General features: G+C 64.4%; 11 protein-coding genes, 1 tRNA gene and 1 pseudogene. 10 read left to right on the top strand and 3 right to left on the bottom strand.

Annotated features, from left to right (window positions below; translation table 11 throughout):
• Positions 1-43: 43 nt before the first annotated feature.
• The 8 genes from XAXN_RS07315 (at position 44) to pnp (ending at position 9,476) form a co-directional block, all read left to right on the top strand.
• A tRNA-Met gene (locus tag XAXN_RS07315) sits at positions 44-120 on the top strand.
• A gap of 198 nt (positions 121-318) precedes the next feature.
• Complete coding sequence (gene rimP, locus XAXN_RS07310; protein WP_042822918.1) at positions 319-909, top strand: ribosome maturation factor RimP; 591 nt, start codon at positions 319-321, stop codon at positions 907-909.
• A 4-nt stretch (positions 910-913) separates the two neighbouring features.
• Entirely contained in the window at positions 914-2,425 is a 1,512-nt protein-coding gene (gene nusA / locus XAXN_RS07305) for a transcription termination factor NusA (RefSeq protein ID WP_042822917.1), read from the top strand.
• A gap of 95 nt (positions 2,426-2,520) precedes the next feature.
• Positions 2,521-5,235 carry a translation initiation factor IF-2 gene (gene infB / locus XAXN_RS07300; RefSeq protein ID WP_054319054.1) on the top strand — a complete coding sequence of 905 codons (2,715 nt, stop codon included), beginning with the start codon at positions 2,521-2,523 and terminating at the stop codon, positions 5,233-5,235.
• A gap of 143 nt (positions 5,236-5,378) precedes the next feature.
• Positions 5,379-5,771: a 30S ribosome-binding factor RbfA gene (rbfA, locus tag XAXN_RS07295; RefSeq protein ID WP_054319053.1), complete on the top strand. Its 393-nt coding sequence runs from the start codon at positions 5,379-5,381 to the stop codon at positions 5,769-5,771.
• A gap of 79 nt (positions 5,772-5,850) precedes the next feature.
• Positions 5,851-6,777 carry a tRNA pseudouridine(55) synthase TruB gene (gene truB / locus XAXN_RS07290; protein WP_054319052.1) on the top strand — a complete coding sequence of 309 codons (927 nt, stop codon included), beginning with the start codon at positions 5,851-5,853 and terminating at the stop codon, positions 6,775-6,777.
• Between the two features lie 156 nt (positions 6,778-6,933).
• Positions 6,934-7,194 (top strand): 30S ribosomal protein S15, encoded by a 261-nt coding sequence (gene rpsO, locus XAXN_RS07285; protein WP_054319051.1) that lies wholly within the window; start codon positions 6,934-6,936, stop codon positions 7,192-7,194.
• A gap of 167 nt (positions 7,195-7,361) precedes the next feature.
• Positions 7,362-9,476, top strand: coding sequence for a polyribonucleotide nucleotidyltransferase (pnp, locus tag XAXN_RS07280; protein WP_054319050.1), 2,115 nt, complete (start codon positions 7,362-7,364; stop codon positions 9,474-9,476).
• 328 nt (positions 9,477-9,804) lie between these two features.
• On the opposite strand, the pseudogene XAXN_RS07275 reads toward pnp, so the two are convergent.
• The 3 genes and pseudogenes from XAXN_RS07275 to XAXN_RS07265 all read right to left on the bottom strand — a co-directional run bounded on the left by XAXN_RS07275 (position 9,805) and on the right by XAXN_RS07265 (position 12,078).
• Positions 9,805-10,833: pseudogene (locus XAXN_RS07275) on the bottom strand (DUF2272 domain-containing protein).
• A gap of 91 nt (positions 10,834-10,924) precedes the next feature.
• On the bottom strand, positions 10,925-11,812 hold the full coding sequence (gene nadC / locus XAXN_RS07270) for a carboxylating nicotinate-nucleotide diphosphorylase (RefSeq protein ID WP_054319049.1): 888 nt from the start codon (positions 11,810-11,812) through the stop codon (positions 10,925-10,927).
• Positions 11,809-12,078, bottom strand: a complete 270-nt coding sequence (locus XAXN_RS07265) for a Trm112 family protein (protein WP_008570984.1) — start codon at positions 12,076-12,078, stop codon at positions 11,809-11,811. The genes nadC and XAXN_RS07265 overlap by 4 nt, the downstream gene beginning before the upstream one ends.
• Before the next feature lie 58 nt (positions 12,079-12,136).
• Between XAXN_RS07265 and purE the strand changes: the two genes are divergently transcribed.
• Both purE and XAXN_RS07255 read left to right on the top strand, forming a co-directional pair.
• A complete protein-coding gene (gene purE / locus XAXN_RS07260) occupies positions 12,137-12,640 on the top strand; it encodes a 5-(carboxyamino)imidazole ribonucleotide mutase (RefSeq protein WP_054319048.1) in 504 nt (167 codons plus the stop codon).
• A complete protein-coding gene (locus XAXN_RS07255) occupies positions 12,637-13,782 on the top strand; it encodes a 5-(carboxyamino)imidazole ribonucleotide synthase (protein WP_054319047.1) in 1,146 nt (381 codons plus the stop codon). The genes purE and XAXN_RS07255 overlap by 4 nt, the downstream gene beginning before the upstream one ends.
• Positions 13,783-13,797: the final 15 nt, after the last annotated feature.

Here is a 13,797-nt window from a genome sequence, read left to right as displayed (position 1 = left end):
GGCTTGCAATTGCCGCTCAAGTTCTTCATAATCCCGCTTCTGCTGCGGGGTGGAGCAGTCTGGCAGCTCGTCGGGCTCATAACCCGAAGGTCGCAGGTTCAAATCCTGCCCCCGCTACCAAGTTTCGAATTGTTGCTTCATCGCAGTAATTCATCTTCTTGGATCGTAAGGACGCATGTTCCCGTCCTTACGCCGACCCTGAGAGGTCGGGGTTTTTTTCACGCAAGGGGCCCATCGGGCCCCTTGCTTTTTCCGGAACCGGAAAGTTTGCTGCTGGTTGCCGGGGTTCTACTGGCAATCATCTGATCAGGGCAGTCTGTGAGCGAAAAGGCGACCGAAATCGCGAATCTGCTGAGTCCAACGGTTGAGTCCCTGGGCTTGGAACTGCTGGGCGTGGAATATCTTCCCGCTCCAGGCGGCGCCACATTGCGCCTCTATATCGATGTGCCGCTGGCCGAACAGCCCGAGCGTGTCATCAATGTCGACGACTGCGAGCGCGTGAGTCGTGAAGTCTCTGCCCAGCTCGACGTGGAAGACCCGATCAGCGGCAACTACACGCTGGAAGTGTCATCGCCGGGCGTGGATCGTCCGCTGTTTACGCTGGAACAGTTCGCGCGCCATACCGGTGAGTCGGCAAAGATCGTCTTGAAGCTGGCGCAGGATGGTCGGCGCCGCTTCCAGGGCGAGATCCTGCGCATCGATGCCGAGGCAGATGCGGTGGTGTTCGCCGTGGATGGCAAGGACGTGCAGATCGGCTACGACAATATCGACAAAGCGCGCATCGTGCCGGACTGGGTTGAGCTGGGTCTGGCACCGCAGAAACCGAACAAGCCCGGCCCGAAAAAACCCGGGCACGAAAAGAAGAAACCATCCAACGAGTCGGCGGCTGGCAAGCCGCGCGCGGAGTGACGAAATGAGCAAGGAACTTTTGCTGGTAGTGGATGCGGTCGCCAACGAAAAGGGCGTGCCGCGCGAAGTGATCTTCGAAGCGATCGAGGCCGCGCTGGCTTCCGCAGCGAAGAAGCGCTTTCCCGACCAGGACGTGCTGGCCCGCGTCACCATCGATCACAAGGACGGTACTTACGAAACCTACCGTCGCTGGGAAGTGGTTGCCGATGACGTGGTGATGGAATCCCCTGACCGCCAGGTGCGTCTGATGGATGCCATCGACGAAGCCGATGGCGTTGAAGTGGGCGATTACATCGAAGAGCAGATCGACAATCCCGACTTTGGCCGTATCGCCGCGCAGGCCGCCAAGCAGGTGATCGTGCAGCGTGTGCGCGAGGCCGAGCGGCAGCAGGTGGTCGATGCCTGGAAGGACCGTGTGGGTGAGTTGATCACTGGCGTGGTCAAGCGCGCAGAGCGCGGCAATATTTTTGTCGATCTTGGTGGCAACGCCGAAGCCTTCATTCCGAAGGACAAGGGCATTCCGCGCGACGTGCTGCGTCCCGGCGACCGCGTGCGCGGTTACCTGGCCGAAGTGCGCTCCGAGCCACGTGGCCCGCAGCTGTTCATCAGCCGTGCCGCACCGGAATTCATGATCGAACTGTTCAAGCTCGAAGTGCCGGAAGTCGGTCAGGGCCTGGTCGAGATCAAGGCTTGCGCACGCGATCCGGGCGACCGTGCCAAGATTGCCGTGATCGCGCACGACGCCCGCACCGATCCCATCGGCGCGTGCATCGGCATGCGTGGTTCGCGCGTACAGGCGGTGTCCAACGAGCTCAATGGCGAGCGCGTGGATATCGTGTTGTGGAACGAGAACCCGGCCAACTTCGTCATCAACGCAATGGCGCCTGCCGAAGTGCAGTCGATCATCGTCGATGAAGACAAGCACTCGATGGACCTGGCGGTGGCGGAAGACCGCCTGGCGCAGGCGATCGGCAAGGGTGGCCAGAACGTGCGTCTGGCCAGCCGCCTGACCGGTTGGCAGCTCAACGTGATGACCGCCGACCAGGTGGCCGCCAAGTCCGAGGCCGAGCAGGCCGCGGCACGCCAGCTGTTCATGGACCGCCTGGAAGTGGACGAGGAAATTTCCGCGATCCTGGTCTCCGAAGGTTTCAACACGGTCGAAGAAATCGCCTACGTGCCGGTCGGCGAGTTGCTGGCGGTGGAGGGCTTTGACGAAGACATCGTTGAAGAGCTGCGCGCCCGTGCCCGCGATGCGCTGCTCAACGCCGCGCTGGCCGAGGAGGAAGGCCTGGAAGGAACTCGGCCCACCGAGGACCTGCTGGCGCTGGAGGGGATGGACGAGGAGACAGCGTTTGCGCTGGCCGAGCACGGCGTGCGTACCAGCGAGGACTTGTCCGACCTGGCCGCGGACGAGATCGTCGACTTCGGCATCGAGGGCATGACCCAGGAGCGCGCGGCGGCGCTGATCCTGGCGGCCCGTGCCGAGGAGATCGCCCGTTTGGAGCGCGGCGAATGAGCCGGCAATGAACCGCGCCCTGACCCCATCAGGGCTTAGAACCAGCGTATCCCTTGCTCTGGGCGAGGGGGCGCCAACCAGATCATAGGATCCGAATGTCGCAGCAAACCACCATCCGCAAGCTTGCCGAATTGGTCAACACGCCGGTCGATAAACTGCTGGTTCAACTGGCCGAGGCCGGAATGAAGTTCAGCGGTCCCGACCAGGTCGTGACCAGCACCGAGAAGATGAAACTGCTTGGCTTCCTGCGTCGCACGCATGGCAAGGCGGAAACGTCGGCCGAAGCGGCGAGCGAAGCAGCCAAGAAAATCACGCTCAATCGGCGCAAGCTGCAGGAAGTCACTGTCAACGCCGGCCGCACCAAGACCACGGTCAACGTGGAAGTGCGGCAGAAGCGCACCTACGTGAAGTCCGAGAACGAAGGCCGCGGCCGCGCCGCACCAATGACGCCGGACGAAGAACGCGCCGATATCCTGCGCAAGCTCGAGGAGTCGCGTCAGCGCAACCTCGAAGAGCAGCAGCGCCTGGCCGAAAGCGACCGCGTACGCGACGAGGCAATTCAGCGCAAGCGCGAGGAAGAGCAGGCCGCCAAGGACCGTGTAGAAGCCGAGCGCAAGGTTGCCGAGGAAGCCGCTGCGGCTGCCAGTGCGCCGGCCCCGGTTGCTGATGCGCCGACGCCGTCTGCCGCCGCGCCGGCTGCGCGTTCGCCTTCTTCGCCGTCGTCCGCTCCGCGTGCGGCGCGCCCAGCCGGTGCATCTCCGGCCTCGCGTCCGGCAGCGCCGGCACGTGCGGACGACCGCAGCAATGCCGCCAAGCACAAGACGCGCGGTTCGCACGTCATGGTGGCCGGTGTCGAAGACGACGATGCGACCAAGCGCTTTGCCGGGCAGTTGCATCTGTCCGCGGCCGATCGCGCGCGGCGCTCTAATGTGCGCGGCAAGCCGACTGGCCGTCCGGGTTCGTCGTCCTCGCGCCGTGGTAACGACAACGGACGTGGCGGCAGCCAGGCCAACAGCGGCCCGCACGGGTTCGAGCGTCCCACCGCACCGGTGGTGCGTGAAGTGGCGATCGGCGAGACCATCACCGTTGCAGATCTGGCGCAGAAGCTCGCGCTCAAGGGCGGCGACGTGGTCAAGGCGTTGTTCAAGATGGGCGTCATGGCGACCATCACCCAGAGCATCGATCACGACACCGCCGCACTGGTGACCGAAGAACTCGGCCATAAAGCCGTGCGTGCCGACAATGCCGACTTCGAGGACGCGCTGCTGGCGCATGCCGAAGATGCGCAGGGCGAGGCCACGTCGCGTCCGCCGGTGGTCACCATCATGGGTCACGTCGATCACGGCAAGACCTCGCTGCTGGATTACATCCGCCGTACCAAGATCGCCTCCGGCGAAGCCGGCGGCATTACCCAGCACATCGGTGCGTACCACGTCGAAACCGGTCGTGGCGTCATCAGCTTCCTGGATACGCCCGGCCATGCCGCGTTTACCTCGATGCGGGCCCGCGGCGCCAAGATCACCGACATCGTGGTGCTGGTCGTTGCCGCCGACGATGGCGTGATGCCGCAGACCAAGGAAGCCGTTGCGCATGCCAAGGCGGCAGGCGTGCCGCTGATCGTGGCCGTCAACAAGATCGACAAGACCGGCGCGGATCCGCTGCGGGTCAAGAACGAGCTGCTGGCCGAAAACGTGGTGGCCGAAGAGTTCGGTGGTGATACCCAGTTCATCGAGGTGTCGGCCAAGCTCGGTACCGGCGTGGACACGCTGCTGGATGCGATTTCGCTGCAGGCGGAAGTGCTGGAACTCAAGGCAGTGGCCGAGGGTCGCGCCAGCGGTACCGTCATCGAATCCTCGCTGGACAAGGGCCGTGGCCCGGTCGCGACGGTGCTGGTGCAGCAGGGCGCGCTGAAGCGTGGCGACTATCTGGTGTGCGGCATCCAGTACGGTCGCGTCCGTGCGTTGTTCGACGAAACCGGACATCAGCCGGCCTCGGCCGGCCCGTCGATTCCGGTGCAGGTGCTCGGCCTGTCGGGCGTGCCCGAAGCTGGCGACGACTTCGTGGTCGTCGACGACGAGCGCCTGGCCAAGGACGTGGCGCAACAGCGCGAAACCAAGCGCCGCGAATCGCGTCTGGTTGCCTCGGCGACCAACCGCATGGAAGACATCCTGGCCCAGATGGGCAAGGGCGAGGGTCAGCAGGTGTTGAACCTGGTGATCAAGGCCGACGTGCAGGGTTCGGTGGAAGCGCTCAAGCAGTCGCTGGTGGCGTTGTCCAACGAGGACATCCGCATCAATGTGATCCACTCCGGCGTGGGCGGCATCACCGAATCGGATGCGAATTCGGCCGCCGCTTCCAAGGCCACGATCATCGGCTTCAACGTGCGTGCGGATGCCTCGGCGCGCAAGATCGTCGAGTCCAACGGCATCGATCTGCGTTACTTCTCGATCATCTATGACGTGATCGATCAGGTGAAGCAGGTGGCATCCGGTCTGCTCGGCGTGGAAATCCGCGAAGAGATCATCGGTATCGCACAGGTCCGCGATGTGTTCCGCAGCTCGAAGTTCGGTGCGGTTGCAGGCTGCATGGTCATCGAAGGCGTGGTCAAGCGCAGCAAGCCGATCCGCGTGCTCCGCGACAGCGTCGTGGTGTTCGAGGGCGAGTTGGAGTCGCTGCGTCGCTTCAAGGAAAACGTCGACGAGGTGCGCAACGGTACCGAATGCGGTATCGGCGTGAAGGCTTACAACGACGTCAAGGCCGGCGACCAGATCGAGTGCTTCGAGCGTATCGAAGTGGCGCGTACGCTGTAACGTCTGCCGGGGCCTGCGCGCCCCGGACTCCGCCCGGCGGAGTTTCCAATGCAGGTTCTGCAAGGCGAGGGCGGCATGGCCGCCCGCGTTCGTTTTTTGGTTTCGGTGCCAACTGGCCCTCCGAATCAACAAGGTCCACGACCATGCCAACCAAATCATTCCATCGTACCGACCGCGTATCTGCGCAGGTGCGTCGCGACCTCGGCACGATCGTGCACGCGGCCGTGCGCGACCACGGCCTGCCGTCGGTCAGCGTGTCCGACGTCGAAATCAGTCGCGACCTGGCGCACGCCAAGGTGTTCGTCACCGCGCTGCAACAGGAGCGTTCGGCCGAAGCGGTCAAGGGGCTTAAGGAAATTGCCGGCCAGCTGCGGGCGCAGTTGGCGCGCGCGATGAAGCTGCGCCACGTGCCCGAGCTGCACTTCCATTACGACGATTCGGTCGATCGCGGCGAACGCATCGACAATCTGCTGCGTGACCTGGACGACGTTGGCCCCGAGGCCGCGTCCGGGGATGAAGATGCCGAACAGCACTGAGCGCTGTCACGGCCTGCCGCGTCTGCCGCGGCCCTGATTCCTGCGGGCGCGCACTGCGCCTGATTCGAGCACCGGTCTTTTGAAACCCCGTATCGTCTACCGCCCGTTGCACGGCATCCTGCTGCTGGACAAGCCGGCCGGGCTGAGTTCCAACAATGCATTGCAGGCCGCACGCCGGTTATTGCGCGCAGAAAAGGGCGGCCATACCGGCAGCCTGGATCCGCTGGCCACCGGCCTGCTGCCGCTCTGTTTTGGCGAAGCCACCAAGATCGCCGGACTGCTGCTTGGTTCGGCAAAGGCGTACGACGCCGAGATCGTGTTGGGCGTCACCACCGATACCGACGATGCCGACGGCGAGCCGCTGCGCGAGGGTGCGGTGCCGGATCTGAGCGAGGCCGATCTACGGGCGGCGCTGGCGCCTTTCATCGGCCGTATCCAGCAACAAGCGCCGATTTACTCCGCGCTCAAGCAGGGGGGCGAGCCGCTGTACGCCAAGGCGCGACGCGGCGAACCTATCGAAGCACCGGTGCGCGAGGTGGATGTGCAGGCGATCGAGGTGCTGGGCTACAGCGCCCCACGTCTGCGCCTGCGCGTGACCTGCGGCTCGGGCACGTATATCCGTAGCCTGGCGCGTAACCTGGGCGAGGTGCTGGGATGTGGAGCGCACATCGCCTCGTTGCGTCGGCTGTGGTTGGAGCCGTTTCGCGCTCCACAGATGACCACGCTGGAGGCGTTGTCGGCAGCGCTGGAGGCGGGCGCCGAGGCGCAGACACTCTTGCTGCCGATTGAGGCCGGCCTGACCGATTTTGCGCGAGTCGTGCTCGATCAAACCCACGCAGCGCGTTTTCGCATGGGCCAGCGCTTGCGTGATGCCGCATTTCCAACGGGGCAGGTGGCCGTATTCGGACCTGACGGAACGCCCTCGGGGCTGGGTCTGGTCGACGCCGACCGGCGCTTGTCCCCACAGCGCTTGTTCAATGGACTGAACGAAATTCCCGCCTGTTAAGATTTTGTCAACTTGTTCCCTGGGCCGGGCGACGTTACAATTTCGCGGCCCTGATCGGGGCACCTCAGCGCCAAGCGCGCTCATCCTAAGCAAACGGCGAGTCCGACGGTGCGTCACGCACGTTCCTGTCGACTACGCATCTATCGAGAAAACATCATGTCCGTCGACACCCAGAAAGTTATTGAAGACAACAAGCGCAGCGCCCAGGACACCGGTTCGCCGGAAGTGCAGGTCGCTTTGCTGACCGCGCGCATCGAGCTGCTGACCGGTCACTTCAAGACCCATAAGAAAGATCATCACAGCCGTCGTGGCCTGCTGCAGATGGTCAACCGTCGCCGCGGCCTGCTCGACTACCTGAAGAAGAAGGACAACGAGCGTTACAAGTCCTTGATCGAGAAGCTCGGCCTGCGCCGCTAATCGAGTCCTACCGCCGCGGCGCAGCGATGCGCCGCGGTTTTGTTTTGGTCAATCGCACTACGTTTTAAGCAAGGCGCACTTTGGGCCGGAGCCTCCCGGCCGCCCGTTCTCGGCATGGGTCGACGACGGTCCAACGCAGACAGCAATACCTAAGGGAAAAAACCTCCGTGGCAAAAATCACCAAAACCTTCCAGTACGGCAAGCACACCGTCACTCTTGAGACGGGCGAAATCGCTCGCCAGGCAGGCGGTGCCGTGATCGTCAAGTTCGACGACACCGTACTGTTGGTCACCGCCGTCGCCGCCAAGAGCGCGCGCGAAGGGCAGGACTTCTTTCCTTTGACGGTCGATTATCAGGAGAAGTTCTACGCTGGCGGCCGCATCCCGGGCGGCTTCTTCAAGCGCGAAGGACGCGCGACCGAGAAGGAAACGTTGATCTCGCGCCTGATCGATCGTCCGATCCGTCCGCTGTTCCCGGAGGACTACAAGAACGAAGTGCAGATCATCGCCACGGTGATGTCGATGAACCCGGACATCGACGGCGACATCGCCGCGTTGATCGGCGCCTCGGCTGCACTGTCGCTGGCCGGTACCCCCTTCAAGGGCCCGATCGGCGCGGCCAAGGTCGGCTACAAGAACGGCGAATACATGCTCAATCCGACCGTGACCGAGCTGAAGGATTCGCAGCTGGAGCTGGTCGTGGCCGGTACCGCCAACGCGGTGCTGATGGTCGAGTCCGAAGCCGAGCTGCTGTCGGAAGAAGTGATGCTGGGCGCTGTGACGTTCGGCCATCGCGAGATGCAGAAGGTCATCAACGTCATCAACGAGCTGACCGTCGAAGCCGGCACCAAGCCGTCCGATTGGGCGGCCCCGGCCAAGAACGACGGCATGATCGCCGCCCTGAAGGAAGCGGTGGGCGCCCAGCTTGCGTTGGCATTCCAGGTGCGCGACAAGCTGCAGCGCCGCGATGCGATTTCGGCGATCAAGAAGAACGTGCTGGGTGCGCTGGCGCCGCGCGCCACGATCGAAGGCTGGGCTGCCGGTGATCTGGCCAAGGAATTCGGCGAGCTGGAATACCAGACCATGCGTGGTTCGGTGCTGAGCAGCAAGGTGCGTATCGACGGCCGTGCACTGGATACCGTGCGTCCGATCAGTGCCAAGGCCGGCGTGCTGCCGCGTACCCATGGCTCGGCGCTGTTCACCCGCGGCGAGACGCAGGCGATCGTGATCACCACGCTGGGCACCGCGCGCGACGGTCAGGTCATCGACGCGGTGTCGGGCGAGTACAAGGAAAACTTCCTGTTCCATTACAACTTTCCTCCGTATTCGGTGGGCGAGTGCGGTCGTTTCGGTGCGCCGAAGCGTCGCGAAATCGGCCACGGCCGTCTGGCCAAGCGCGGCGTGCTGGCCGTGATGCCGACCCTGGAAGAGTTCCCGTACACCATTCGCGTGGTCTCGGAAATCACCGAGTCCAACGGTTCGTCCTCGATGGCATCGGTCTGCGGCAGCTCGCTGGCGCTGATGGATGCCGGCGTGCCGATCAAGGCGCCGGTTGCGGGCATCGCAATGGGTCTGGTCAAGGAAGGCAACGACTTCGTCGTGCTCTCCGACATCCTGGGTGACGAAGATCACCTCGGCGACATGGACTTCAAGGTGGCTGGTACTGCCGGAGGCGTTTCCGCGCTGCAGATGGACATCAAGATCGAAGGCATCACCGAAGAGATCATGAAGCAGGCATTGCAGCAGGCCAAGGCTGGCCGTCTGCACATCCTGGGCGAGATGGCGCATGCGCTGACCACCCCGCGTCAGGAGCTAAGCGACTACGCGCCGCGCCTGCTCACCATCAAGATCCACCCGGACAAGATCCGCGAAGTGATCGGCAAGGGTGGCTCGACCATCCAGGCCATCACCAAGGAAACCGGTACGCAGATCGACATCCAGGACGATGGCACGATCATCATTGCTTCGGTCAACGCGATTGCCGCACAGGCTGCGAAGTCGCGCATCGAGCAGATCACCTCGGACGTGGAGCCGGGCCGCATCTACGAAGGCAAGGTCGCCAAGATCATGGACTTCGGTGCGTTCGTCACCATCCTGCCGGGCAAGGACGGCTTGGTGCACGTGTCGCAGATTTCCAGCGAGCGCGTGGAGAAGGTCGGCGACAAGTTGAAGGAAGGCGATCTGGTCCGCGTCAAGGTGCTGGAAGTGGACAAGCAGGGCCGCATCCGTCTGTCGATCAAGGCAGTGGAAGAAGGCGAAGGCGTGCAGGCGTCGGCGGAGTAATCGCCACTGGCTGACGCGTCACAAAAGAGCGGGCTTCGGCCCGCTTTTTTGTTGTAGGTCGCAGGGCTGTTTGACTCCGTCTCGCACCAAGAGGAAATGCATGGCGTCGGACAGGGGGCGCTGCCTCGTGTAGTTGATGCGGCGCTTCGGCGTTGTGGTCTCGCCCTATCCATACCCGTCGCCGGCAGGCTTTGTTCCTCCTCCCACCGGGAGAAGGTGGCGCGCAGCGCCGGATGAGGGTGCGTGCAAAGCCGCATGGGGGAGAGCGAACAAGGGCTTCGCACCGTACCCTCACCCCAACCCCTCTCCCGCAGAAGAGGGGGCTTTGTTACTCAGGTTGCTGTTGTTGCGTCTGCGCAGGCTGGGCTTCCGGGCGTGGTGGCACGACACGTGGGAAGCTCGGCGGCATCGCTTGTTCTGCGGGCGCGGTGTTGGGTGTCGGCAGCGGCGCCGTCGGCGGCGGCGCAACCATTGCCGCATCAGGACGCAGTTTCAGTAGTGCGGCCCAGTCGCGGCGATTGAAGTCGCAAACTTCTTCGTGCGCCGGCGTGCATTCGCTGGCGATGCCTAAGCTGTCTTCGTTCTGATCCTGGTTGCTGTCCGATTGCGGTGTTGGCAATACCACGCGGCCGGCGCGATCCAGCGGCATCTTGCGCATCATCACTGTGTTGAACACATTGCCGCCGATCAGATACAACGTGCGATCGCCGCCGACATTGGCGGCCACCACCACATCGCAATGCGACTGCCACGGCATTGGCGCACTGCCGCCCAGCGCGGCCTTCAGGCCGGCATAGCCCAACGCGGTAGTGCGGCCGCGCAGCAGACACAACAGATCGCCGGGCGCCGGCTTCTCGACCGCCGGATCGGCGAACCGGTACGGGCCGGTCGCGCCGTCGTTGTAGGCGCTGCGGATGTAATCCAGATGGCGCGCCGAGCGATGAAAACCGCTCAGCCCCGACTGCGTCATCACCCAGGAGATGAAAGCGGCCGACCATGGGGTGTCGATCAGAAACGCGCGGCAGTCGCTGGTGGTGTAGCGCGTGCCATCCAGTGCCGTGCAGCTCGATGCGCCGGGGCGTCCGCCCATCGACGCAAGCGTGCCGCTGTCGCGCCATTAGCCTGCAACGCGTTGCCAGGCGACCACGCCGTGATCGGCGAGATAGCCCGATTCTGCCTCGGTGACGCCCAGGCTGGCCAGGCGGCCCTTGGCATCGATAAACGGGCGTTGCCACAACCGGCGCTCATTGCAGGTGTTGCGCACGATGGCGATCGCGACGGGACTGGTTCCGAACCGTGGTGGGATATCGCACGCCTCCGCAGCCGCAGCGCTACTTCCGATACCTGCCAGCAACAAGATCCACGGCCAAGGGTTTGAAGGTCATTGCAGGTCCTGCACGGAAACAATCGCAGCAGGCTGCCAGAGCTGGCTGCGCGCACGCTTGAAATCAGCGCGCTGGCGGCGGGCCGAGTTTGAGCGATAGATCCACTGCCTGCACATGCTTGGTGAGCCCGCCAATCGAAATGCAGTCCACCCCATCTTCGGCAATCACGCGAATGCCGGCCAAATCCACGCTGCCGGAGACTTCCAGCGGAATGCGCTGTTCGGGTGGCAATGCAGCAACGATACGCACCGCTTCTCGGCGCATGGCCTGGTCGAAGTCGTCGATCAGGATGCGCGTGCAGCCAACCTGCAGTGCTTCATGCAGTTGCTCCAGCGTTTCCACTTCGACCACCAGCGGCAGCTGCGGTTGCTGCGCGCGTGCGGCATGCACGGCCGCGCTCAACGAACCGGCGGCGCGGATGTGGTTCTCCTTGAGCATCACCGTGTCGAACAGGCCGATGCGGTGATTGTCGCCACCGCCGCAGCGCACGGCGTATTTCTGCACGGCGCGCAGGCCAGGCAGCGTCTTGCGGGTGTCCAGGATGCGCGCGCGCGTCCCGGCCACCGCAGCCACGTACGCCGCGGTGGTGGTCGCCGTGGCAGACAGCGTCTGCATGAAATTGAGCGAGGTGCGTTCGGCACTGACCAGGCTACGGCTGCGCCCCTGCAACAGCGCGAGCACCGTGCCGGCGCCGACGTGCTGGCCGTCGTACACCTGCCAGTCGATGCGTACCTGCGGGTCGAGCGCGCGATGGGTGGCATCGAACCAGGGGCGGCCGGCAATCACCGCGTCCTGCTTGCACAGCAGGTAGGCGCTGTCGGCCTGGTCGGGCAATAGCGCAGCGGTCACATCGCCGCTGCCGATATCTTCGGCCAGGGCGCGCGCTACGTCGGCGTCGATCGATTCGGCCGGCGGCGCGTCCGGCACGTTGGTGTGCACGGGCAGGCTCACTTCTCGGGGAAGTCGGCGATTTGTGCGGTGGCGATGGCTTCTTCGGCCAGCAGCACCGGAATGCCGTCGTCGACGCGGAAGATCTGCTTGCGGTCGCGGGTGATCAGCGCTTCGCGCAGTGGCTGGGTTTGTGCGGCGCCGTCGGCGCGCTGCAGGGTTCCGCCGGCGATGGCGGCATTGAGTGCTTCCAGGCCCTTGCCGTCGAGCAGCGAAAGCGGCTGGCGGGTGTCGGGCGAGCACAGCAGGTCGAGCAATTTGCGATCCATCGAAGTCTTGTCTTGCGTGGAGATTGGCTAGAATACGTCTTTACCGCAGGGCAGGGCCATGACCTCAAACCACTCCGCGCCGCTGGTCGGCATCGTGATGGGTTCCCGTTCGGATTGGGAGACCATGCAACACGCAGCTCAGAAGCTCGATGCACTGGGCGTGCCGTACGAAGTCAAGGTGGTCTCGGCGCACCGCACGCCGGACGTCTTGTTCGCCTACGCCGAACAGGCGGGCGCACGCGGACTGCGCGCGATCATTGCCGGCGCCGGCGGCGCGGCGCACCTGCCGGGCATGCTGGCTGCCAAGACCGCAGTCCCGGTGCTTGGCGTGCCGGTGCAGTCCAAGGCGCTGAACGGCATGGATTCGCTGCTGTCGATCGTGCAGATGCCGGCCGGCATTCCGGTGGCCACCTTTGCCATCGGCAATGCGGGTGCGGCCAATGCGGCGTTGTTTGCGGCGGCCATGCTGGCGCCCGAGCAGGCGCAGATCGGTCAGGCACTGGCGCAGTTCCGCGCCAAGCAGACCGACGATGTCATCGCCAGCGACGACCCGCGCCAATGAGCACGGTCGGCATTCTCGGTGGCGGCCAGCTGGCGCGCATGCTGGTACTTGCCAGTGCGCCGCTGGGCATACGCTTTGCGGTCTTCGACCCGGCAGCCGATGCCTGCGCAGGCCAGGTGGCGCCGCTGCAGGTTGGCGCGTTCGACGACGCGGCGACCCTGGCCGCATTCGCCGAGCAGGTGGATGTGATCACCTTCGATTTCGAAAACGTGCCAGCCACCAGCGCGCAGCAACTTGCCGCGCAAGTGCCGGTGTTTCCCAGTCCGGCTGCGCTTGCGGTTGCGCAGGACCGGCTCAGCGAAAAAACCTTGTTCCGCGAGCTCGGCATTCCGGTGCCCGAGTTTGCCGCGATCGACGACCGCGCTGGCCTGGATGCAGCGCTCGCGCGGATCGGTACGCCCTGCGTGCTGAAGACGCGCCGCTTCGGCTATGACGGCAAGGGCCAATTCCGTATCAAGTCGCTCGCCGATGCCGATGCAGCGTGGGACGCGCTTGGCGCCCAGGCGGCGCACGTCGGATTGATCGTGGAAGCGTTCGTGCCGTTCCAGCGCGAGGTCAGCGTGGTTGTAGTGCGCGGGCGCGATGGCGAATTCCGCGCGTGGCCACTGACCGAAAACTGGCACGTAGACGGTGTGCTGTCGGCCAGCCTGGCGCCGGCGAGCGTGGAGGCGGCACTCCAAGCTTCGGCTGAGGCGCACGCGCGTGCCGTGGCGGAAAAGCTCGGCTATGTCGGCGTATTTGCGCTGGAACTGTTTGTGCGCGACGGTGAGTTGCTTGCCAACGAAATGGCGCCGCGCGTGCATAACTCGGGGCATTGGACCATCGAGGGCGCCGAGACCTCGCAATTCGAAAATCATGTGCGGGCCGTCCTTGGCTTGCCACTGGGCAGTACTGCGATGCGCGGCCACGCCTGCATGCTGAACTGGCTGGGCGCGATGCCAGACGCCAGAGCGTTTCTGGCGGTGCCCGGCGGGCATTGGCACGACTACGGCAAGCAAGCGCGCGATGGACGCAAGGTAGGGCACGCAACGCTGCGCGCGGAGACAGCGCAGGCGCTCGCTCTGGCAGTGAGCGATGCCGGCGCTGCGCTGCAGCGCGATGCGCAAGCTCGGCCAGTGGTTGCGCGTTTGAACGAAGGGTGATGCGCGTAGCGTTTC

This window comes from Xanthomonas axonopodis (genome assembly GCF_001304695.1).
In the GTDB taxonomy this organism is placed as follows: domain Bacteria; phylum Pseudomonadota; class Gammaproteobacteria; order Xanthomonadales; family Xanthomonadaceae; genus Xanthomonas; species Xanthomonas axonopodis.
This window is presented reverse-complemented; position numbering and strand designations above follow the sequence as displayed.

Bases quoted from the DNA above. Each gene is read 5' to 3' on its own strand.
- rpsO (WP_054319051.1), top strand. From the start codon at position 6,934: ATGTCCGTCGACACCCAGAAAGTTATTGAAGACAACAAGCGCAGCGCC.
- rbfA (WP_054319053.1), top strand. From the start codon at position 5,379: ATGCCAACCAAATCATTCCATCGTACCGACCGCGTATCTGCGCAGGTG.
- XAXN_RS07265 (WP_008570984.1), bottom strand. From the start codon at position 12,078: ATGGATCGCAAATTGCTCGACCTGCTGTGCTCGCCCGACACCCGCCAG.
- purE (WP_054319048.1), top strand. From the start codon at position 12,137: ATGACCTCAAACCACTCCGCGCCGCTGGTCGGCATCGTGATGGGTTCC.
- nusA (WP_042822917.1), top strand. From the start codon at position 914: ATGAGCAAGGAACTTTTGCTGGTAGTGGATGCGGTCGCCAACGAAAAG.
- infB (WP_054319054.1), top strand. From the start codon at position 2,521: ATGTCGCAGCAAACCACCATCCGCAAGCTTGCCGAATTGGTCAACACG.
- XAXN_RS07255 (WP_054319047.1), top strand. From the start codon at position 12,637: ATGAGCACGGTCGGCATTCTCGGTGGCGGCCAGCTGGCGCGCATGCTG.